At 61.6% G+C, this 21,009-nt stretch carries 20 protein-coding genes; 13 read left to right on the top strand and 7 right to left on the bottom strand.

Going from position 1 to position 21,009, the window contains the following annotated elements:
* Positions 1 to 23 precede the first annotated feature (23 nt).
* Both rbbA and M4578_RS19640 read right to left on the bottom strand, forming a co-directional pair.
* Positions 24 to 2,756, bottom strand: a complete 2,733-nt coding sequence (rbbA, locus tag M4578_RS19645) for a ribosome-associated ATPase/putative transporter RbbA (protein WP_027264280.1) — start codon at positions 2,754 to 2,756, stop codon at positions 24 to 26.
* On the bottom strand, positions 2,753 to 3,820 hold the full coding sequence (locus M4578_RS19640; RefSeq protein WP_027264279.1) for an HlyD family secretion protein: 1,068 nt from the start codon (positions 3,818 to 3,820) through the stop codon (positions 2,753 to 2,755). Before M4578_RS19640 ends, rbbA begins: the two co-directional genes overlap by 4 nt.
* A gap of 153 nt (positions 3,821 to 3,973) precedes the next feature.
* Between M4578_RS19640 and M4578_RS25820 the strand changes: the two genes are divergently transcribed.
* Positions 3,974 to 4,429: a TetR/AcrR family transcriptional regulator gene (locus M4578_RS25820; protein ID WP_081710581.1), complete on the top strand. Its 456-nt coding sequence runs from the start codon at positions 3,974 to 3,976 to the stop codon at positions 4,427 to 4,429.
* A 189-nt stretch (positions 4,430 to 4,618) separates the two neighbouring features.
* Here M4578_RS25820 and M4578_RS19630 read toward each other — a convergent pair whose 3' ends face one another.
* Positions 4,619 to 4,771 (bottom strand): type II toxin-antitoxin system RelE/ParE family toxin, encoded by a 153-nt coding sequence (locus M4578_RS19630; protein ID WP_154665592.1) that lies wholly within the window; start codon positions 4,769 to 4,771, stop codon positions 4,619 to 4,621.
* Between the two features lie 107 nt (positions 4,772 to 4,878).
* Here M4578_RS19630 and M4578_RS19625 point away from each other — a divergent pair, with 107 nt between their 5' ends.
* The gene (locus tag M4578_RS19625) at positions 4,879 to 6,144 is read left to right on the top strand and encodes an IS256 family transposase (RefSeq protein WP_027264277.1); all 1,266 of its coding nucleotides are present in this window, start codon (positions 4,879 to 4,881) and stop codon (positions 6,142 to 6,144) included.
* Positions 6,145 to 6,316: 172 nt separating this feature from the next.
* Here M4578_RS19625 and M4578_RS19620 read toward each other — a convergent pair whose 3' ends face one another.
* Complete coding sequence (locus M4578_RS19620) at positions 6,317 to 6,562, bottom strand: type II toxin-antitoxin system ParD family antitoxin (RefSeq protein ID WP_027264276.1); 246 nt, start codon at positions 6,560 to 6,562, stop codon at positions 6,317 to 6,319.
* Positions 6,563 to 7,780: 1,218 nt separating this feature from the next.
* Between M4578_RS19620 and M4578_RS19615 the strand changes: the two genes are divergently transcribed.
* From M4578_RS19615 to repC, 4 genes are all read left to right on the top strand, one after another.
* A complete protein-coding gene (locus tag M4578_RS19615) occupies positions 7,781 to 8,119 on the top strand; it encodes a DUF736 domain-containing protein (RefSeq protein WP_258094949.1) in 339 nt (112 codons plus the stop codon).
* A gap of 227 nt (positions 8,120 to 8,346) precedes the next feature.
* Positions 8,347 to 9,702 carry a ParA family protein gene (locus tag M4578_RS19610; RefSeq protein WP_258094948.1) on the top strand — a complete coding sequence of 452 codons (1,356 nt, stop codon included), beginning with the start codon at positions 8,347 to 8,349 and terminating at the stop codon, positions 9,700 to 9,702.
* Entirely contained in the window at positions 9,699 to 10,742 is a 1,044-nt protein-coding gene (locus tag M4578_RS19605) for a ParB N-terminal domain-containing protein (protein WP_258094947.1), read from the top strand. The genes M4578_RS19610 and M4578_RS19605 overlap by 4 nt, the downstream gene beginning before the upstream one ends.
* Positions 10,743 to 10,976: 234 nt before the next feature.
* Entirely contained in the window at positions 10,977 to 12,257 is a 1,281-nt protein-coding gene (gene repC / locus M4578_RS19600) for a plasmid replication protein RepC (RefSeq protein WP_258094946.1), read from the top strand.
* Positions 12,258 to 12,269: 12 nt separating this feature from the next.
* Here repC and M4578_RS19595 read toward each other — a convergent pair whose 3' ends face one another.
* Positions 12,270 to 13,295, bottom strand: coding sequence for a tyrosine-type recombinase/integrase (locus tag M4578_RS19595; protein WP_258094945.1), 1,026 nt, complete (start codon positions 13,293 to 13,295; stop codon positions 12,270 to 12,272).
* Positions 13,296 to 13,716: 421 nt separating this feature from the next.
* Here M4578_RS19595 and M4578_RS19590 point away from each other — a divergent pair, with 421 nt between their 5' ends.
* From M4578_RS19590 to M4578_RS19575, 4 genes are read left to right on the top strand one after another with little or no spacing between them, the layout of a single operon-like run.
* A complete protein-coding gene (locus M4578_RS19590; protein ID WP_258094944.1) occupies positions 13,717 to 14,670 on the top strand; it encodes a DUF1403 family protein in 954 nt (317 codons plus the stop codon).
* Positions 14,667 to 15,272: an SMC-Scp complex subunit ScpB gene (gene scpB, locus M4578_RS19585; RefSeq protein ID WP_258094943.1), complete on the top strand. Its 606-nt coding sequence runs from the start codon at positions 14,667 to 14,669 to the stop codon at positions 15,270 to 15,272. The genes M4578_RS19590 and scpB overlap by 4 nt, the downstream gene beginning before the upstream one ends.
* Before the next feature lie 23 nt (positions 15,273 to 15,295).
* A complete protein-coding gene (locus tag M4578_RS19580) occupies positions 15,296 to 16,036 on the top strand; it encodes a peptide arginase family protein (protein WP_258094942.1) in 741 nt (246 codons plus the stop codon).
* Between the two features lie 60 nt (positions 16,037 to 16,096).
* A complete protein-coding gene (locus tag M4578_RS19575) occupies positions 16,097 to 17,254 on the top strand; it encodes a HEPN-associated N-terminal domain-containing protein (protein WP_258094941.1) in 1,158 nt (385 codons plus the stop codon).
* An 87-nt stretch (positions 17,255 to 17,341) separates the two neighbouring features.
* Here the strand turns inward: M4578_RS19575 and M4578_RS19570 are convergent, their stop codons facing one another.
* Both M4578_RS19570 and M4578_RS19565 read right to left on the bottom strand, forming a co-directional pair.
* Positions 17,342 to 17,845: a PIN domain-containing protein gene (locus tag M4578_RS19570; protein WP_258094940.1), complete on the bottom strand. Its 504-nt coding sequence runs from the start codon at positions 17,843 to 17,845 to the stop codon at positions 17,342 to 17,344.
* Between the two features lie 8 nt (positions 17,846 to 17,853).
* On the bottom strand, positions 17,854 to 18,924 hold the full coding sequence (locus tag M4578_RS19565) for a helix-turn-helix domain-containing protein (protein ID WP_258094939.1): 1,071 nt from the start codon (positions 18,922 to 18,924) through the stop codon (positions 17,854 to 17,856).
* Positions 18,925 to 19,028: 104 nt separating this feature from the next.
* On the opposite strand from M4578_RS19565, the gene M4578_RS19560 reads away from it, so the two are divergent.
* The 3 genes from M4578_RS19560 to M4578_RS19550 all read left to right on the top strand — a co-directional run.
* Entirely contained in the window at positions 19,029 to 19,253 is a 225-nt protein-coding gene (locus M4578_RS19560) for a DUF2188 domain-containing protein (RefSeq protein WP_258094938.1), read from the top strand.
* Positions 19,254 to 19,260: 7 nt separating this feature from the next.
* Positions 19,261 to 20,247, top strand: coding sequence for a CBASS cGAMP-activated phospholipase (locus M4578_RS19555; RefSeq protein ID WP_258094937.1), 987 nt, complete (start codon positions 19,261 to 19,263; stop codon positions 20,245 to 20,247).
* Positions 20,244 to 21,009, top strand: a 766-nt coding sequence (locus M4578_RS19550; protein ID WP_258094936.1) for a nucleotidyltransferase domain-containing protein, incomplete at its 3' end; no start/stop codon positions are given. The genes M4578_RS19555 and M4578_RS19550, both read left to right, overlap by 4 nt.

Below are 21,009 nucleotides of genomic sequence, written 5' to 3'. Positions count from 1 at the left end.
ATCACATGTCTTGGTCGCAACCCCTATTTCTCCTGCTTGCGAACGAACACCGCGCCGAGCGCCACCACCACCGGCACCAGGGCAAGCATCGGCAAGAAGGATCCCCCTAGATCGCCTAAGCCGAGCGCCTTGGCGAAGGTGCCGCGTGAAATCGTGACGAAATGGCTGGTCGGGAAGACCTCGCCAATCACCCGGCCCATGCCTTCCAGCGACGACACCGGGTCGATAATGCCGCCATATTGCGTCGCCGGGATAAGCGTCGCGAGCGCAGTGAAGAACAGCGCCGCCACCTGGCTGCGGGTGAAGGCGGAAATCAGCAGCCCGAGCCCGGTCGCCAGCACGACATAGACCAGCGCACCGGCAGACAGCGCCAGAAGGCTGCCCTTGACCGGTACGCCGAAGACCAGGACTGCCAGCGCCAGCAGCAGCAGGTAGTTGACGAAGCCGAGGGCGACATAGGGCACCTGCTTGCCCAGCAGGAACTCGAGCCGCCGGGCAGGCGTGACATAGAGGTTGACGATGGAGCCCGTCTCCTTCTCGCGCGAGACGGACAGCACGGCCAGCATGGCCGGGATCAGCATGAGCAGAAGCGGAATGACCGCGGGGACCATGGCGGCAAGGCTTTCCACATCGGGATTGTAGCGAAAGCGCACCTCCAGCGCATAGTCGCCAGCCACGGCGTCCTCTCCGTAGGCTTGGCGGAGCTGGTCCGTTAGCCAATGCACATGCATCCCCTGGACGTAGCCGCGCACCGTCTCGGCTCGCATCGGCATCGCGCCGTCGAACCAAGCGCCGATCTCGACCGGGCGGTCCCGGGCGAGGTCGGCGGCAAAGCCGGGCGGGATCTCAAGTGCAAGGCTGATTTCGCCCGCGCGCATTCGCGCGTCGAGATCGTCGTAGCCCGTCAGAGGGGGCGCTTCGTGGAAATAGCGCGATCCGGCAAGGTCGTTGACATAGGACTGGCTGAGAATAGTCTGATCGAGGTCGAGCACCGCGAATTTCAGGTTCTGAACATCCATGGAGATGCCGTAACCCAGCACGATCATGAGGATCACGCTGCCGACACTGGCCAGCGTTAGGCGGATTGGATCCCGGCGCAGCTCCAGCGCCTCGCGCCAGGAAAAGCCGAACAGTCGGGCCAGGCTGAAGCGCCCGGGCGGTCGGGTCTCTCGGCCGTTCGGCTGTGCAACAATGGTCGCGGGTGGATGGGCTGCGCCGTCATCCGCAGCCCGACGAAGATGGTGGACAAAGGCATCGTCCAGCGTTGCCGCACCGACCTCCTGCCGGATTGTTTCGGGCGCGCCCGAGACCAGCACACGGCCGGCGTGCATGAACGAGACGCGATCACAGCGCGCGGCTTCCGACATGTAGTGCGTGGACAGGAAGATCGTCACGCCGTCCTTGCGCGACAGGTCAGCCAGCGCTTGCCAGAACTGGTCGCGCGCCACCGGATCGACGCCCGAAGTTGGCTCGTCGAGGATCAGGATCTCGGGCTGATGGATCAGCGCAACCGCCAACGACAGCCGCTGCCGGACCCCTAGCGGAAGAGCTGCGGGCAGGCTGTCCAGCACGTCCTCTAGATCGAAGCGCCGCGCCAGTTCGGCGATGCGCGGGGCGATCTCGGCCGGGGCCATGTCGAACAGCCGCCCGTGCAGGTCGAGGTTCTGCCGCACCGTCAGTTCGGAATAGAGCGAGAAGCTCTGCGTCATGTAGCCGATGCGCTTGCGCGTTTCCATGTCGCGGGCATCGATCTTGCGGCCATAGAGGCGCGTGCTGCCCTCGGACAGTTCCAGAAGCCCGGTCAGGACCTTCATCGTCGTGGTCTTGCCGCAGCCGTTCGACCCGAGGAAGCCGAAGATCTCGCCCGGCTGAATGCGGAAGCTGACGTTGTCAACTGCGGTGAAGTCGCCGAAGCGGACGGTCAGATTCTCGGCCTCGATCACAGGGCCGTTCACAGCTTCGCGCTTGCGCGGCGGGATGACCAGTTCATGATGGCGGGCGCGCCGTTCCTCGGGCAGAAGCGCGATGAAGGCCGCGTCGAGATCCTCCGAGCCGGTCTGGGCCAGCAGGTCGGCGGGACTGCCGGTGGCCAACACCCGCCCTTCGTCCATCGCCACGAGGTGATCGAAGTTCGCAGCTTCCTCCATGTAGGCGCTGGCCACGATCAGGCTCATGCCGGGGCTACCAGCACGGATGCGGCCGATCAGCGCCCAGAACTCCCGCCGCGACAGCGGATCGACGCCTGTGGTCGGCTCGTCGAGGATCAGCAGGTCGGGTTCGTGGATCAGCGCGCAGCACAGGCCCAGTTTCTGCTTCATGCCGCCCGACAGCTTGGCCGCCGGGCGGTTGGCGAAGGCGTCGAGATCGGTCGCTTGAAGCAGGTCGGCGATCCGGCGGTCCCGTTCCGCCCGGCCTTCGCCGAAAAGGCGCCCGAAGAACTCCACGTTCTCGCGCACCGAAAGCGTCGGGTAGAGGTTCCGCCCCAGACCCTGTGGCATGTAGGCGATACGTGGGCAGATGCGCGCCCGGTGGCGGGCGCGCGCCATGTCGCCCTCCAAGACCTCAAGCCGCCCTTCCTGAAGCTTGCGGGCCCCAGAAATCAGCGCAAGCAGGCTGGACTTCCCCGCCCCGTCCGGGCCGATCAGCCCGACGACGCAGCCTGCCGGAAGATCAAGCGTCACCCGATCAAGTGCTGTGACCCGGCCGTAGCGAAGCGACAAGCCGTCGGCCCGCACGACGGGGGCGGTCGGCGTCATTCGAGGACGCGCCCGTCGGCCTCAGCAGGCCAGGGGGCAGCGGGGTCGAGCCGGACCCAGGTGACCCCGGGCAGGCCGGTCTTGGTGTAGTCGGCATATTTCGCCAGCAGTTCCGGCGCGATGCGGGCGCGGACGCGGAACATCAGCTTATCGCGCTCGACCTCGGTCTCGACGGTGCGGGGCGTGAACTGCGCCACGTCCGAGACGAAGTACACCTCGGCCGGCACGACGATGCCCGGGGCCGCGTCCATGATGAGCCGCACTTCGGTGCCCAGCCCGATCCGGCCGACAGCCGCGGTCGGCAGGAAGAAGGTCATGTAGACCTCGCCCAGATCGACCATGTTGACGATCCGGCCGCCCGCGCCGACCACCTCGCCCTCGCGCGCCACGATGAACTGCACGCGGCCGTCGCGCGGTGCCGTCAGGGTGCTGTCCTCGATCTGGACGTCGATCGCCTCGACGGCGGCCGTCGCTGCCGCGACCGCCGCCTCGGCGCCGATCACCGAGGCCTTGGCCGAGGTCACGCCGGCCCGCGCCGCCGCCAGGGCGGCCTCGGCCGAGGCGACAGCCGCCTGGGCCCCGAGCGCGTTCGACCGATCAAGTTCCAGGGCGCGCTCGGACGTGACGTTTCCAGCGGTCAGCGCCTCTGACCGTTCCAACTGGCGTCGGGCCACGACCTCCGCCGACTCTCGCTGAGCCAGAACCGCCTCGGCGGCCCGTACCTCGGCCGCACGCTGTTCGACCAGCAGCCTGGCATTCTCGACCGCGATCTCGGCTCTCTGGCGCTCGGCCTCGGCCTGATGACGCGCAGCCTGCAACTGCCGGACATCCAGTTCAGCCAGCGGATCGCCGGCTGCGACCAATTGTCCCTCACGCACCTGGATGCGCGCAATCCGCCCCGGGCGCGTGGCCGCCACGTCGATCTCCACCGCCTCGATTCGCCCGTTTCCACGAGCAAATCCGTCGGGGGTCGTCCCGGTGCCGTCGCCGCGCCAGAGGAAGAACCCCGCCCCAACAAGGGCCAGCCCCGCGATTAGTACAAGAACGGAATTGAAGCGTGTCATCAGTCCCTCGCCCGACCGGAAACCGGCATTCCAACGAATCTGCCAGGTCGCCTTGACCCCATGTGGAGGCGACGCTGTCTCGCCGCTCACCTATACCGACCGGATGGTACAGTCTTGATGCAGGAATAGAAAAGCGCGCGCCGGAATGCAAGTCTGCGGATCCTTGCCGCGGCGCGTGCGATTGCCGCGCGCGAGGGCGTTGCGCACACCTCCTTCGAGGCGGTCGCCCGCGAAGCGGGGCTGTCGAAGGGAGGTGTCCTCTACAATTTCCCGACGAAGCGCGGCCTCATGGCGGCGCTCTTGAAGGAGATGCTGGCCGAACACGATGCGCTCGAGGCCGGCCTGCCGCAGGATGCGCAGCACCGCACGCTGCGCCGGCATCTGGCATCGCTGAACGGCCTGGACACTGCGGATTCGGACCTGTCGATGTCGATACTGGCGGTCGCTGCGGCGCGCGCTGGACGCCGATCTTGCGCGCATCGAGGCCGAGGCGACGGACGCAAACCTTGGTCGTCTCGCGGTCGTCGGCCTCTGACGGCGGGCGCTTTGGCCGTCGTCCAACGAACTGCGGAACGGGAGAATGACCGGCATGGCATCCGACACGGTTGATGCAGCACGCATGAGTATTGCGCGGGGCGCCATTCGTCGCCCCGTGGCCGTCTGGCTGGCGATCCTGTTCTGCCTGTTCGGTGGGCTCTGGGGGCTTGCCAATGTCGGCCGGCTCGAGGACCCGCCGCTACCAGCGCCGCCGCGACAGGTTCCGCGTCAACCTGACCAAGGCGGCTGGACTGTAACTGGTCAGCCGTCGTTCAGATAGGCCATAAGGTCTTGATGGGTATGCAGGATACGGATGATCTCGACCCCCTGCCCTTCCCGCCGGTAGATCACCAGATGCGACCCGCTGGGATGGATGCGCACCGGCGGCGTGAATTCTTCCCGCTCCCGGGCCATCTCTTTTCAGCGAGCTATGCTGGGAAATGGGTGACGGTGTTTGAGAAGGCGGCGTATCGTGGCGGGTGTCGAAGCCTGCCAGAACTTCCAGAAGGAACGATACGCCTATGACGAAGAATACCGACATCATCGCCCTGCGTCAGCCGGAATCTGTTGACGATCCGCTGACCGAGATTGCCCGGGATGGGGCGCGCCGGATGCTGGCCGCTGCACTTCGGGCAGAGGCTGACGCCTTCGTCGCTCAGCATGCCGAAGAGGTCCTGCCGGATGGCCGGCAGCGTATCGTCCGGCATGGGTATGGGCCGGAGCGAAGCATCCAGACCGGGATCGGCGCGCTTGATGTGCGCCGCCCGAAGGTGCGAGACCGCGCGGCCGGACCTGCTGACGAGAAGGTGCGGTTCAGCTCCGCCATCCTGCCGAAATGGGCGCGGCGGTCGCGCAGCCTCGATGCCCTGCTGCCAGTCCTCTACCTGCGCGGCATTTCCACCGGCGACTTCCGGGAGGCGCTCTCTGCGATCTTGGGGGCGGAGGCGCCAAACCTGTCGCCGGGCGTAATCTCGCGCCTGACCGGGGAATGGCAGCAGGAACATGACCGCTGGCAGCGCCGTGATCTTTCGGCGCGGCGGTATGTCTACATCTGGGCGGACGGCGTCTACCTCCAGGCCCGGATGGAGCCGCAGGCCGAGTGCATGCTGGTCATTCTGGGCGCCACGCCCGAAGGGAAGAAGGAACTGGTCGGCTTCCAGATCGGCGTTCGGGAAAGCGCGCAGAGTTGGCGCGAGTTGCCGGTCGACATCAAGGCCCGCGGCCTTGCCGTCCCGCCGGAGATCGCCGTGGGAGACGGGGCCATGGGGTTCTGGAAGGCGCTCGACGAGGTCTTCCCCGGCACGCGTCATCAGCGCTGTTGGGTCCACAAGATCGCCAACGTGCTGAACAAGTTCCCGAAATCGATGCAGCCGACGGTGAAGGCCGACCTGCGCGAGATATGGCAGGCCGAGACCCGCGCTAAGGCCAAGGCCGCCATGGACATCTTCGCCGAGAAATATGGGATCAAATACGAGAAGGCGGTAAACTGCCTGACAAAAGACCGCGACGCGCTGCTGGCGTTCTATGACTTCCCGGCCGACCATTGGGATCACCTGCGCACGGGCAACCCAATCGAAAGCGTCTTCGCCACCGTCCGGCACAGGACCGTCCGAACCAAGGGGGCGCTGTCGCAAACGACAGCGAAGCTGATGGTGTTCAAGCTCGTTCAGACCGCCGCCAAAACATGGCGCCGCCTGAAGGGCGCGAACCAGTTGCCTTTGGTCATCGAAGGCGTCACATTCACCGACGGTGTCGCCGAGAACGACACCGAAAACCGCGCCGCGTGATCAAGCCGCATCACCCAGATTTCAGCATAGCTCTGGATAAGCTGCAAGCAAGTCAAAGAGCGCGAACAGGCCATCTGCGTAGCGCTCGGCTTGACTCATGTCCCATTCCGCCGCGCCCTGGATCCAAATGTCCGCAAGATCGGCTTCCGCTGCAGGACGGATGGTCCATCTGCTATTTTCCGGCATGCTTCGCGTGCATCCGGGCCTTGAACGCGTTGCAGTCAAACGACTTTGCCGGGCCGCTGGCGATTCCGGCATCAACCGCTGCCTGGATTTCAGCGATTGCATCGTGCCGCATCCTGTCGCGCCGGATCAGGTCACGGACATAATCGCTCGAGTTGGCGTAGCGTCCCGACTTCGCCTGATCCTCGACCCAGGACTTCATCGGATCCGGCAGCGAGATGTTCATGGTGCCCATGGCTGTCTCCTTCGCGGCGAGGATATGGCAAGCTTTGCCATCAAGCAACCGTCTCCCCCTGCCCTGCTCGGCCAATCCGTCAATTGACGACATGTTCCGCTGTTGCAGAGAGCTAGTGAAAGGGAAGCCCTGGTGCTGGGCTTAAAAGGATAGAGAGAGTCTCTTCCGGGTCCGGCCTCAAGGTCCCTTGCCATGGCTAAGACCACAAACCACTCGAAATCCGCCACTGCGAAGAAGAGCGAAACCACCAGATCGGTCGCGCCTGACGGCGCAGCCGACATCCGGATAATGCCGCTCGATTAGCTAGAGCCAAGCCAGTTGGACGTCCTTAAATTGGCCGCGAACGCCAAGGACGAAGCAGAGCTTTTCGCCAGCAACCGCGAGACTGGCATCAAGCAGAAACCGGTGATCCTTGCGTATAGAAGACGCATCTTGTTGTCGATGCCGGTGGACGTCGGCTCAAGACTTTGTAACAGTTCGCAAAGAATTGCGTGCTTCCGGCAGATGTGCGACGGGCAGCTAAGAGACCTGATCGACATATTGCATGAACGGTTTAGGTCGGTCACGTTGAAGGACGCCCTCAGAAACGCTCATTCCGTTTTCGGCGAAGCCCCCTGCCCTACCGCACCTCACGAATCTCGCTAGTCAGAACTTCCGAACGCAGCAGCCTCGAACGCATCGCGCGGGCGCTCATCGCAGCAGGCAAGCCGGTGCTTGGCAATTTGGCCACGACCAATTTGCAATGGCGTGGGATCAAATGGCTTGGTCCGGCAAATTCGCTATCACTTGCGGGCATTTTTGCAGCAGAGCGAGGACGATCCTGATCCGCCGCAATGGGCCCCTGCCCCGCTGGCGATGGTCACCGACAATCGCGGCTAGGTCGCTGGATGCGCGCGCACCCTACTAGACCCGTCCACCAGCAGTTAGGCCGCGATCAAGCTCCCCAAACGGATCCTCGGGTAGCTTCAGGGCCACGCCATCCGTTTCTGGTCCGGCAAGCGGCGTCCCGATCTCATCTTCGGCGAAGGTCTCAGGAGCGCCTCCTCGATCGGCAAAGCTATACCGGAGTTTGCGCTCGCCTTCTGTCTGACCGCTAGCCATCTTTGCCCCCTGCCCCGGCCTGTCGAAGTCGAATTCGCACGGCGACGTACTCGAGACCACCATCGGCCTCCCCACGGGCAGTCAACTGGAATCCGTCTCAATGAGATGCTCTGGTCCTTGACCTCGAACTGCATCAAATTCACCAGCGCCGACATCGAAACCGGCAAGGGCGTCGGCTCCATCTCGACCCTGACCTTCGATCTCGACATCACGGTCGAACCCGTCGGGAGCGCGAACCCGATGGCCCCCACGCACCGCGTCCTCGGCCGTTCCCCACGAGGCAAGCTCGTCGAGTGCGGCGACATCTGGAAGAAGCAGAACAATGAGGCCGGCGCCGACTACTACATGCTGACCATCCGCGACCACGGCTTCAACGCCAACCTCGGCAAGGCCGCGAACCAGGACGATCTGCCCTGCAGGACGTCATCCCCTGGGGGGCCGAAGGACGCCGCCTAAATCATCGGCCAGACCGCTTCGGCGGCCTGGCTGCACCAGGCTTCGACTTTTTGCACGCGTGCAAAATCACCTCGGCGGCTCAGGTTGTCGTCCGCATTTTCGCTCGGTGTAGCCCATATTGTGCGCCGGAAATCCGGTAGGCGTACAATATCTGTACATTTCCTTAAAAACCGTGCTATTTACAACTCGGTGCGATTCCGTGAGAGAATCGAAAAGAGAGCGGTGCAATGGGCGGCAGTATAGAACAGTTCCTTCAAGAGCTCGAGCGGGGCCTTGGCCGGACCATGGTTTCGGTCAATAAGGAGTTGACGATGCGTGAGCGCATCAAACGCTCTTGGTCGATGCGCCAATGTGCTCGCTTCCTGAACATTAGCCATCAGCATCTGACGAAGTTCGCTAAGGACAATGAGGATTTTCCTGCCGGCAAGCATGTAGGGCGCGAGCGTGTTTTCACCCTGACGGAGCTGATGCACATCAGGGCTTTGATGGCTGCCTCATCAAAGCGGCCTGAGCATTTTCTTGCTTGGCGCAAACCCGACGATCCTTTGCCCGTCATTTCATTTGCAAGTCAGAAAGGTGGAACTGCGAAGTCGCTTAGTGCTGCGCACTTCGCTCAGTACCTGAGTCTGCACTACGGCATGCGAGTCGGCGTCATGGACGCTGACCCCCAGAGCACGATCACTCTCTACTTTGTCGGCGGCGAAGAAATGCCAACTTTGCCAGATGACGAAACTCCGACGATGGTTGACTTCGCGGGGCTGTTTCAGACCGACGAGGCCATCGCTTACACTGACTATGATGCGGAGACGCTTGACGGGTTCTTCAAGAAAACCTCCTGGCCGGGCGTGCGGCTAGTACCTGCACATGGCGAAACCTCCGAAGGCGAAATTCAGATCGCGAGGTTGCTGCGAGCGGGCACCCCGGAGAAGCGGTTTTACAGGTTCCTAAGAGACGCCATAGATCGGTGGAAAGAGGGGCATCCACCGGTCAGCCGTCCTAATGAGCTTGTGAGCAACGGTAGGGTCGACCAAGCGAAGCTTGAAAGTGCCCTGAACGAGACCTTGGATTGCATCATTATCGACTATCAGCCTGCGCTGACACTGTTCCAGCTGAACAATGTGATGGCGTCTACTTCGTTGATTATCCCGCAGACGATGAAGGGGTTCGACATTGCGACCTTGTCCACCTTTGTGACTGGTCTCCTCACCATGCTGCGCCACATTTTCGCGACGGATCGGATCGATATGGGCGGTGCGGCGCATATGCTGTTGCCCACGATCGTTCAGAGAACAAATGAGCAAGATCTCACACAGGTCGGCAACCTGCTCGAAAACTGCCCAGATGAGGTGCTGCCGGTATTCTATCTTCGCTCCGATGCTATTTCGAACGCGTCGGACGTTTATCAGTCCGTCTACGAGTACGACCCAGATACGCCAGGCAAGCGAAAAGGCATCAACAGGTTCATCGAGAATGCGGACGCAGTGAATGACGCCATCGTCTCACGCCTCTGGCCAGGTCTTGAGCGTGGCTATGCCGAGGATTGGATGCAGAACTTCTACAATTTCGAGGAGGAAGCCGAATGAAGCGAACATTGAGCAGCTCGGTCCTCAAGAAAAAGTCCTCGCGCCCAGATGAGGATGTGTCTGCGGCTCCTGGATCTGGTGCAAGCGAACAGCTCCACGAAGACGAAGCGAAACTGGTTGGTGGGGTTAAGCCAAGACTTGGCGGCTCTGGCAGTGCTTGGAAGGCTGGAGCGCTTTCAGACGCCAGCCAGATGCTTCAAGTTGAGCGTGCACAGGTCGTGGAGCGCATTCTCGCGGGTCGACATGAGTTGCAGATTGATCCGTCTCAAATTGTGGACGTGATTGGATCGGACCGGCGTGAAGATTGGCGGGACCAAGAGGCATTCGAGAAGCTCAAAGAGAGTATCGAGAAGAATGGTCAAGATACGCCCATTCATGTTCGGCCAGCGGATCCTGACTGGCGACCGGATGAACGTGAGCCCGAGAACGTAGAAGGCGTGACATTCCAGTTGATCGTGGGTCGGCGACGCCATGCGATCCTTGAAGCTTTGGGATTGCCTGTCCGCGCCATTCTGATTCCACAATCCCATCGGGGTTTCCGTGAAGAGCAGTTCGAGATGCTATTCATGCGCTTCCGGGAGAATGAGGAACGTGAAAACCTCAGCGCTTTCGAGCGTCTGGTTTCGATAGGCGAAATGTTCGAGCGGCTACAAGATGCCAAACCGGACGAGAAGATAACTGCAACCGAGTTCGCCAAACGTGTGGGTGTCCATAACAGCGCGGTATCACGTGGTCGCGCTGTCTATGCCGCTAGAGGTGAGATTTTGCACGCGTGCAAAGATGTCTACAATCTTAGCCACCGTGACCTCGAAAAGGTTCTTGGCGACCTGACTGAAAAGCCGTCCAAGCCTGCAAAAAAGAAATCGCAGAGCCCAAAGAGACTCACGGTACAGCGAAAGATCGGTTCGCGGAAATTGAGTGTTACAGGGCAGGGCGGGAAGCTCTCAGTCGCTGCCACGGGGCTAACATTGGACGAGGACATTCTCAAAGGTTTGAGTGATGTCATCGCTGAGTACTTGGAGAAACACGGATCGAAGTAAGAGGCAGGAGCCGCGGAGACGGTGGTCTTCGATCCAAACGAGGTAAGAAACAGGAGCGGATATGCTTTGAGATAACGGCAAAAGAAAAGCCCCCAAGCTGAGGGCCTGAGAGCTTATCAAGATTAGTTTGGTCGCTATCAAGATAGTTCTCCGGCGAATCACTGTCAACAGCAACGCTCCTGAGCGAACGGGATTCTTTTGCCCTCCATCAAGCAGAGGAGGCGAGAACTATCCATGAAACATACAGGTTGGCGCAAGCCGACACCGGGTCTTGGCATTGCAGAGCAGCTTGCCCAAGCCGGTGAACAGGTAGCTATACCCAAAACGCGGGCCTTCGTGGCCGTCAAGCGGGTAGGAGCCTACATTGGCCTCAAGGCCGGAGACATGATGCTCCTCGACACGCTCGGGGCCTTCACCCAGGCCCAGGATTGGGAGGAGGGGCAGCGCCCGATCGTCTGGGCGTCAAACGCCTATCTGATGGAGCAGACCGGGTTCTCGCTCTCCGCGCTCAAGCGCCATGCACGGCGTCTGGCCGAGATTGGCGTGATCTCCTTCCAGGACAGCCCCAACGGCAAACGCTGGGGGCGCAGGGATGCCGAGGGGCGCATCGTCGAGGCCTATGGCTTTGATTTGTCGCCGCTGTCGGCGCGTGTCGAGGAGTTCGAGGAGCTCCATGCCGATTTGCAGGCCGAGCGCGAGCTCTGCCAGCGCCTGAAGCGCCAGATCACGGTGGCACGCCGTATGATCCGCGCTCGGATCGAGGCCGCCGTCAGCAGCGCGCTACGAGGGCCTTGGACGCAATTCACGGGTCTCTTCGAGGAACTTCTGGACCGGCTTCCTCGCCGCCGCGAAGCTTCCCAGCAGCTTGCCCGGCTGCTGACGTGGTTCAAGGAGCTTCAGGAGCGTGTTGAGGCGGCCTATCTCAAGGCAACCGAGGTTGTCCAGTCTGTGGAAAACACGCCGGAAACCAAGGAACAAGCTTCTGAGAAGACTCAAGAAATGAACCCCAGGGAGGTCATTTTTGACCCTCATATACTAATTACAAACCAACTTGATCCTGTAATCTGTAATTCCTCAGGAGATGAGGAAGTCGCGGCCGTGGTGCCCAATGCTCAGCCCGAGGATCAGGTTGATAGGGAGCTGGAAGAATGGGTTGCCGAGGTGCGCAAGAAACGCGCCGCACTGGATCTACCGACTGTCATGCAAGCCTGTCCTGAATTCGCGTCCTGGGCGCGCAATATGGGCGGGTTCCTGAAGGATTGGGGCGATCTGCATCGGGTTGCCGGGCAGCTCAGGCCGATGATCGGAGTGTCCGAGCATGCCTGGAACGTGGCGCAGGACCGTTTGGGCAAACAAGTGGCGACAGCGGCGTTTGCACTTGTGTTTGAGAAGCATAGCGCAGGTGAAGTTTCCTCGCCGGGCGGCTATCTGCGCGGCATGGTCGAGAAGGCCGGGGCAGGGGAGCTGCATCTTGAGCGCAGCTTCTACGGCAGGCTCAGCGGGCAGGCGGCGTGATGGAGCAGGGGGTCAGAGACCGGCGGCCTTGGTCAGGTTCACCCGGAACCGATCGCGCCGGCGCTGGTAGCGGCGGGTCATCTCGGCAGAGGCGTGTCCGAGCTGTTTCTGGACATAGCGTTCGTCGACCTCGGCGGAACTGGCAAGGCCGGCACGCAGCGAGTGGCCAGAGAACAGCGCCAGGCGCTCCTTCTCGGGCAGTTCGGATCGGATACCGGCATCCAGAACCGTGCGCTTGATCAGCCGCGCGACATGCTTGTCGTTGAGCCGTGTATCGAGGGCGCGCTTGCCATCGCGAGAGGTCCCTACAAAGACAGGGCCGAAGTCGATCTTCGCAAAGTGCAGCCAGTGCTCGAGAGCATGCACGGGGCAGGTCTGATCCTTAGAGCCGCGGCCGATCTCGACCTCGCGCCAACCTGTCTTCGCATTGAGGGTCAGGAGGGCGCCTTTCTCCATGATCTCAATCCAGCCGCCGGAATCTGCCGTGTCATCTTTATGTACATCGAGGCTCACGATTTCCGAGCGGCGGAGGCCTCCGGTGTATCCGAGCAGCAGGATCGCGCGGTCCCGCAGCCCGCGAAGATCGTAGGACAGGGTGGCAACCATTGCGAGGATGTCCTCGGCCTGGATCGCTTCCTTCTGCACCGGCGGGCGCGCGTGCTTGCGCTTGATCCCCGCCAAGACCGAAGCAATGTGGCGGTTCTTGCGATCGAGAGTGAACCCCCGTTGCGCATAGTTCCATGCCAGACCTGAGAGGCGACGCTCGATGGTGCTGACCGAGAGGGTAGGGGACCCGTTGGTCGGCGCGGCCAGGTCGGCCAGATACAAGCCGATCATCTCTGAAGACGGAGGTAGGGGCTCCGCACCCTTCAGCCTGCACCAACGCGCGAAGTGCTTCCAGTCGGCGGCATAGGCCTTGTTCGTGTTCTCGGCCGTCGAGGCTTTGGCGTAGTCCCGAGCGGTGTCGACCAGGCGGTCGAGTGTGCCGGAACCGGCGACATGCACGGGCAGGGTAATCCGATCGTCATCCTCCCTCATAGTAGAACCTCTCTCGTTGAGCTGAAGGCCTTCGGCCGGACATGGGTGCGCGCAGGTCGACGAGAGAGCATGCCAAAATACCAGGAAGCGTCCGAACCACCGCCAGTCTCACGAATACTGCTCCACCCAGTCTCATGAACCCCGGCTCGAATTTGGTCCGCTTCGGGCTGGTTTGGCATTTAGTCAGGAGTCCAGTGTTTGAGCTAAAGCCTTGCCCACCAATGAAATATGAACGAGGTCGACGAGAGGGGCGATTTCGGGCGAGTCCAGTGATGAAACATGAGCTGAAGACCATGTTTCGCAGCATATCACTATCACGTCCGATAATGCAAACTTATTGGACATGATCTGGAGCCACAGGGTGGGGCGGTTTGCACATCATATTGTGGACGAAAGCGCCGCGAGAGACTAGTGTTGTTATATGACATACCAGCCGACAGCCATCTCGAACGACTTGGACAAGTTACCGCACCTGCCGGGCTGGGTCACCTCAGGACGTGCGGAAACCCTTGAAACTGTGGCCTTTCGGTCGGGGTCGGCGCTGACGGTGCTCGATTATCTAGTCGGTGATCCCAGGCATGGTGTGCCCGTGAAGCTGCTCGCCAACCGGTTGGCGCTGAGCGCCGCAACGGCGACCTCGAAACTGGAAGGGCGGCTGGCGCGGGAGGCGGACATCCGCGACGCTTTCCACCTGACGCCGCCAGGCGAAGCACGGGGTCCGGATGGCGATCTGTTGGCGTTCTGGCGCGAAGGCGTCCGGCTTCGTGCAGGCCGGACGGGCGAGATCGCCGACTTCGTTGGTGCGGAGTTCGCGGGCGAGGTGGGCGCTTGGCTCGACGTGGGATTGGAGCGCGCACGGACCCATGGCCCGTTGTCGGGTTGCGTCGCCGCCCTGCGCGCCGTGCTCGAAGTCGACGACCGGGCAGAGCGCACCGCCTGCCTTCTCTCGGACGTCGTCCTGGCGTGGGCGCAGAACTGGAAGCAGGTACTGTCCGTGACTGCGCAGCGTTTGACAAAGGCGGTTCTGCGCGACCTGACCGCAAAAGGGCAGGGGGCCGATCTCGCAGTCGAGGTGCGGATCTTCGAGGCTATCGAAGAGTCGATCCGGGTGGCGCGGGATCTGGCCCGACGCGCCGAGGCCCTTCGCGCCGTTGCGCCGAAGCTGCGGGCCAAAGGGTCGGACGCGGCGGTCGAGCTGTTCCTGACCGAAGATGCGGTAGCCCCGGCGTCGATGCTGTCGCCGCGTATTCGCGGGACCTCGATCTCCATGACCGATCGCGCCGCGCGGCGTTTCTGCGATCGGCTGGTCGAGCTGGGTGTCGCACGAGAACTGACCGGGCGGCCGACCTTCCGACTCTACGGGATCGCATCATGACGGTCGCGACCCGGAAGCGGAAACCGGCGGAGGAGGGCGGCGCCGTCTTTGACCGGGATCTGGACGACCTGCCGCAGGAGCTGCGCTGGCGCGAATGGATGGGGCGGATCGAAGCGGTGCTGTTCGCCAGCGCCTCGCCGGTCGGATGTGAGGATCTTGCGCGTGTAGTGGGGCAGGGGGCCTCGGTCGAGATGTTGATCGAGGACATCCAGGCCGAGTTGAACGGCCGCCCTTACGTGCTGGTACAGGTAGCCGGCGGGTGGATGTTCCGGACTAGGGCCCAGTTCGCGGACGCGATCAAGGCCGCCGCTGATCTTGGTGAGCAGTCGTTGGCCTTCACCGAAATGGAGATGGGCGTGCTCTGCGCGATCGCCTATCATCAGCCGATCGACCGGGCGGGGCTGGCCGACATCTTCGGCAAGGAGGTCAGCCGCGATCTGCTGGCCCGGCTGCGCTACAAGGATCTGATTACGAGCGGGCCCAGGTCGCCGCGTCCCGGAGCGCCGCATACCTTCGTGACCACGGAGACTTTCCTGGTGACGTTTGATCTGCAAAGCTTGCGTGACCTGCCAGAACTGCAACTCCAAAGAAATGAGGGTTGAGTGGCATTGAATGGCGAACACGAATGACAACCGAATGGGAGTGGATCGTCCCCTTCAAGGGGCGAAACCACTCAGGGTCCGTCGAACAGAACTTTCTCTGCAGAGCAGGTAATGTCTACGTGATGGACAATCATCGTGCGGCCCTGTGGTGCTGGCTGCAGGAACTCGATCTCACCGCACCCCATTCCCTCATGCACATCGACCGTCATCCCGACGCGCTTCAGAGCCGTTTGGACGAGTGGCTTAAGCATTTGCCAAGTTGGACCGCTGGGATCGATGCTTATCTCGAAAAGACCTATCGGAGCGACGACTTCGATTGTCCTGTCATCCGCTGGGACAACTATCTCTCCATCTATTTGCGGGAGTTCGGGGACAGCCTCACAAGCTTCCGATGCCTAACCCATGAAGATGGGGACTCACCCAACTTCGGCCGTCCGATGTACAGTTCGCCATGGGAACTACCCGAGAATCTCTCGTATTGGCTTGCCGAGCGGGAAGCGCCATGGATCGTCAACATCGACCTGGACTATTTCTACTGCCAGTTCGTGTCTGACATTCGCAAGATGGTCTCCGATGACTACATTGATGCCGTCGCTTCAGGCCTCAAGGATGCGATGGATCGTGGCACGATCGGAGTTCTTACCCTTTGCCTGACGCCGGATAGCTTTACACCAGGCTGGGCGGCGACTGAGGCTCTGGCTGCCCGGATTCTGGAGCGGCTGGATCTGGAATTCCAGCTTCCGAATGCTGTCGAACCCACATAACGAGAATGATATCGCCCGCCGGAGATTATCGAACCCCCAGCCCTTTGGTACCCTAGTGCAATGAGCCGCATCGACCCCGCCAACTTCCGACAGGACAGCATTTCCGACAGGTACGTCTGCACAAAGTGCTTTGGCGACGAAGATCTCAAGGACGTCATCCGGAATGATGGGGCCCCCGGCAGGTGCAGCTATTGCAACGCGCGTCGCCGGAAGGTTTTGCCCCTTGAAGAAATCGCGGAGTTCATCGAGGGTCGGATGGGAACATTCTACGGTACCGCGGTCGACCAGCTGCCCTACAATTCCCGTGAAGGTGGTTACCTGGGGTCGCATTGGGATACACAAGAGCTGCTTTTCGACGAGATTGGTCTGGCTATCGAAGCTCGGGATCACGACCGGCTGATGGACGATCTGCTCGGCGAGATCGAGGACGATGTCTGGTGCGAGTACGACTGGCTTTCCCTCGAATTCGACGACAGCATGGCGTTTAGCTGGCGCGATTTCCGGCGCGTCACGATGTCGGAGCGAAGGTTCTTCTTTCACTCTGTCGGCGCAAGCGATGTGTCGCACCCGGATGAACGCTCTGCCGGCATGTTTCTCGTGGAACTCGCAGAGCTTGTCGAAGAACTGGGATTGGTGCGCTCGGTACCTGTCGGGCAATCGTACTATCGGGTGCGAAATCAGACCGTGCCGCCGTTCGAACCCTCGGCTGCCGCCCTTGGCCCGCCGCCCGCCCGCATCTGTCTGCAGTCAAACCGAATGAACCCGCCGGGGATCCCCATGTTCTACGGGGCTGAAGATGCGCCTTCCGCGATCGCCGAGGCCCGCGCTGGCGAGCCTGTCTTAGCGCGTTTCCAAACCGAGATCCCGATCATCCTGCTCGACCTTGCCGAGCTTCCACGGATCCCGGGGTTTTTTTCGAATGCGCCCCGGAGGTATCTTCAAGGCCTGTCGTTTCTGCGCCAACTGACTCGAGGGATGGCGGAGCCGGTCGAGCAGGATGATCGAGTGAATGTCGACTACATCCCGACCCAGATCGTTACAGAGTTCTTCAGGGACTGGACATTCTCTGCAGGAAGCCCCGACGGCATCCGCTACGTTTCGGCTTTGGGGGCTGCGGCTGCCAATGTCGGGCTGTTTGCCGGTCCTGAAAATGTCGTCGATGCTGATACGTCCGAAGATGGTGCTTGGCTGCGGCTCGTCGAAGTAGAACTTCTGTGACCTGTCCTTCCGGCTCCTCAGGAGATGGAGGTTTCTTAGCGGCACTTGATCCGCGTCGTCACCATCCGGTGGAACGCAATGCCGCCGCTATCGCACCCGACGCAGCAGGTTGTCGATGAGCTGATTGGGCAAGAAGACCGCCTTGTCGTTCCGCCAAAGCGTCAATGCCGTTTCAAGCAACTTGGGATCGCAAAGGCTGTCCCTCAGTAGTTGCTCGACCACCCATAGAACGCCATGCGCGGCGATCCCGTCGTCCTCGGCGACGCGCCGCAGCAAACGGTCTCCGGTGAGCAAGATGGCTTCCGCATGCACCCGTGCCGTCACGAGACAGAAGCAATCGTTCGCTGACAGTCGCCCGTGCTGCTTCTTGATGTCGAATGCCTGGCCAACTTGGGCCGGCGGCAGGTCGTATGTCGCCATGCCGCTGCCGTCGAGGATCGCCCATTCCTGAGGTGTGAAATCCAGGATCTCGCTCGCGCGCACGGGAAGCGGTACGATGAACTCGTAGGGTAGGGCGCATAGGACGTGCAGCAACCGACCCTTCCGAAGATCGATCAAACAGCTGGCATCGTTGACGATCACGCGGGCCACGAGACGAACTATCCCCTGATATTCTCTTCAACGGTGGACAGCGATAGGTGCAGCATCTGAGCGGCGCGTACCGGCGAGATCAATTCCTCACCGAGCGCTCGCCAGACCAGGCGCTCAAACCGCTGCGGATGCTCGAAAGCACCGAACCCCTCATCATCCCGTATCTCGTCCGGTTCGCTGGTGCGCCAGCGCCGTGCATAGGTCCGAAACGCGTAGTCGATCATCGACTGGGGCAGGATGCCAACCTGTCCGAGACGCATTAGCATCGCGGCTGCCGACACGCCATAGAGCCGCTTCAGTCGCATGATCTCCAAATAGGTCATGCCGCTGCGCGAGGGACCGGCCTCCTCGATCAGGTGATCGGTGGGTATCAGGAACGCACCGGCGAAACGGTTCATCGCCTTCTCGAGCTTGATCGCCGAGTTTCCGGTCGCCCGAATGACACGGTGCGCCAGTTCATGTGCCAGATTGAACCGCCTGCGCTCGATATTGGTGCGGCTTGAAACCACCACGACATCGGTGGAACTTCGACCCTCGCTGCGCCGCACCTCGCAGGCCAACCCATCGAAGCGCTCGGCGAAATCGGCTTCGATGACCTTGATGCCCTTGTCCTCAAGCAGCCGCGACATGCTGGGAATTGGATCGTTTCCGAGCTTCCAATGCCTTCGCAGCTTGCGCGCGAGCAGGTCCAGATCTTCGTACCTCTCGACAACATCGGTCACCAGATCGCCGAACGGGTCGTCTGGCGGTGCGATTTCCAGGATGTCCTCGATCGCCAGGTAGTCCTCCAGCCGCTCGATGACGACGGCTTCCGCATGAGCGCGGTCCCTTGCGGAGGTGCTGGAATGCTTGCGGAATTCGACGCCGACAAGCTCTTCGACCTGACCCCCCATCAGGAAATCGAGCGACACGCCCAGAGCCTTGCTCAGACCGACCAACACCGAGGAGGACGGATTCATCTTGTCCGCCTCGTACTTGCTGATGGCCTGCGCGGTGATCCTTGGCGAGGTGCGGTCGGCAAGCGCCTGCATCGACAAACCCGCCTTCTTGCGGGCCAGTCGCAACCGTTGTCCAAACATGGTCTGCTCCCGTGAAAACGTCGGTTGATAAACGACATTTCTTGATGTATATATCAACACAAGATTGACGAATCGTCAAGGAAAAAAGGTACTTGGAGATCAAAATGACCAAGAAAAATCAGCATGTTGTTCCCCACAAGGACGGTTGGGCCGTGAAAGGCGCGGGAAACGCAAAGGCAACGGCCATCCACCCGACGCAGCAATCCGCGATCACCCAGGCGCGTGACATCGCCCGCAATCAGGGCACGGAAATGCTCATCCACGGAACCAACGGTCGCATCCGCGAGCGCAACACCTACGGCAAAGACCCCTACCCCCCGGAAGGCTAAGTAAATCATGAGACGTATCCTGTGCATCGATGGCGGTGGCATAAAAGGCACCCAACCCGCGGCCTTTCTGGCGGGTTTGGAAGAAGACCTTGATGAACCGATTGGCCGCTACTTCGACCTGATTGCGGGAACGTCAACCGGGGGCATTCTCGCGATCGGCCTCGCCCTCGGCATCCCGGCCAAAACCCTCCTCGAACTCTACGAAAATCGCGGGCCGACGATCTTCGGGCAAGCGGGGGACAAGAACTGGCTCGGACAAAAGGCCCGGGACGCGCGTGCCGCCCTGCGTCACCTGGTCAAGCCCAAGCACGAAGCATCCACGCTTCGGGACGAGCTCCGCGCCGTCCTCGGTGACAAGCTCATCGGCGAAGCGGAGACCCGGTTGCTCATCCCGGCCTGGGATGCCGATCAGCGCAGCGTCTACATCTACAAGACGTCACATCATCCGCGGCTCACCAAGGATTACCGGAAGCCGGCCCTCGACGCCGCGATGGCGACGTCAGCCGCTCCGACCTATTTCGCGCGCCACAAGACGGTGGATGATGTCGGGCTCCTCGATGGCGGCACCTGGTGCAACAATCCGGTGGGCGTCGCGACCGTCGAAGCGATTTCGATGCTTGGCTGGTCTCCGCAGGACCTGCACATCCTAAGCCTCGGCTGTGTCGACGAGGTCTACATGCTGCCTGAATCCCCCGGCAAGGCCGGTCTCGGGTTGAAGGCCCTGAGTCTTTTCATGGACGGGCAATCCCGTGGAGCGCTCGGCATTGCCCGTCATCTGACAGGCGATCCGCACGACCGGACGGCTGTGTACCGGTACTCGCCGAGCGTGCCGGAGGGTTTCTTTTCCCTCGATGACACCACCAAGATTCAGAGGCTCAAGGGGCTTGGCGCCTCGAGTGCCCGGCACGCGAGCCCCACACTGACCCCCATCTTCTTCCAGCAACCTGCCGAGCCGTTCGTGCCCGTGCATCAACTCGAACGGAACGCGGCATGAACCAGATCTTCTCGCACCTCCTCACCGATACCGCCATTCAGCGGCGGGCGCAGGTCTTCACGATCCTCGAAGAAATCTGCCAGGAGCTGGAATGGACGCAGACCCAGTTCGAGAAGGCCCGCACCAGCTACGAGGCGGTCGCGAACTGGTTGGCCGGATCGAGCGACCCGATGCTTGCTTCCCTCCATGTCTACCTGCACGGTTCCGGCGCGCTTGGAACTTCGATCAAACCGATCGGGCGCGACGAGTTCGATGTCGACCTGATCAGCTTCATTCTCGGCCTTGGCCCGGCAATCGCACCGGCACGCCTGAAGGCTGCGATTGGCAAGCGCCTGCGCGAACATGCCTACTACGCGTCGATCCTGGAAGAAAAGAAGCGCTGCTGGCGCCTGAACTACGCCGGTGACTTTCACCTCGACATCTCCCCGACCATTGCCAACCCGAACTGCATGAACGGCGGTGAGCTGGTGCCCGATCGCAAGCTGCGAGACTGGCATGCTACGAATCCTCGGGCCTATCGGGCCCTCTTCGACGAACGGGCTGCCCTGGTTCCGAGAATGACGCAGTCGATCATCGCGGCACAACGCGATGCGGCGACGACAGAGCCTTTCCCGGTACGTCAGTCCGTAAAGGGCATTCTGCGGCGGACCGTGCAGCTTCTGAAGCGTCACCGGGATCTGGAATTCCTGCATGTTCAGGAGGAGATCGCGCCGATCTCGATCATCATCACGACCCTGGCCATGCGATCCTATGAGGTGTGCG

The organism is Salipiger pentaromativorans, assembly GCF_024721115.1.
Taxonomy (GTDB): domain Bacteria; phylum Pseudomonadota; class Alphaproteobacteria; order Rhodobacterales; family Rhodobacteraceae; genus Salipiger; species Salipiger pentaromativorans.
This window is presented reverse-complemented; position numbering and strand designations above follow the sequence as displayed.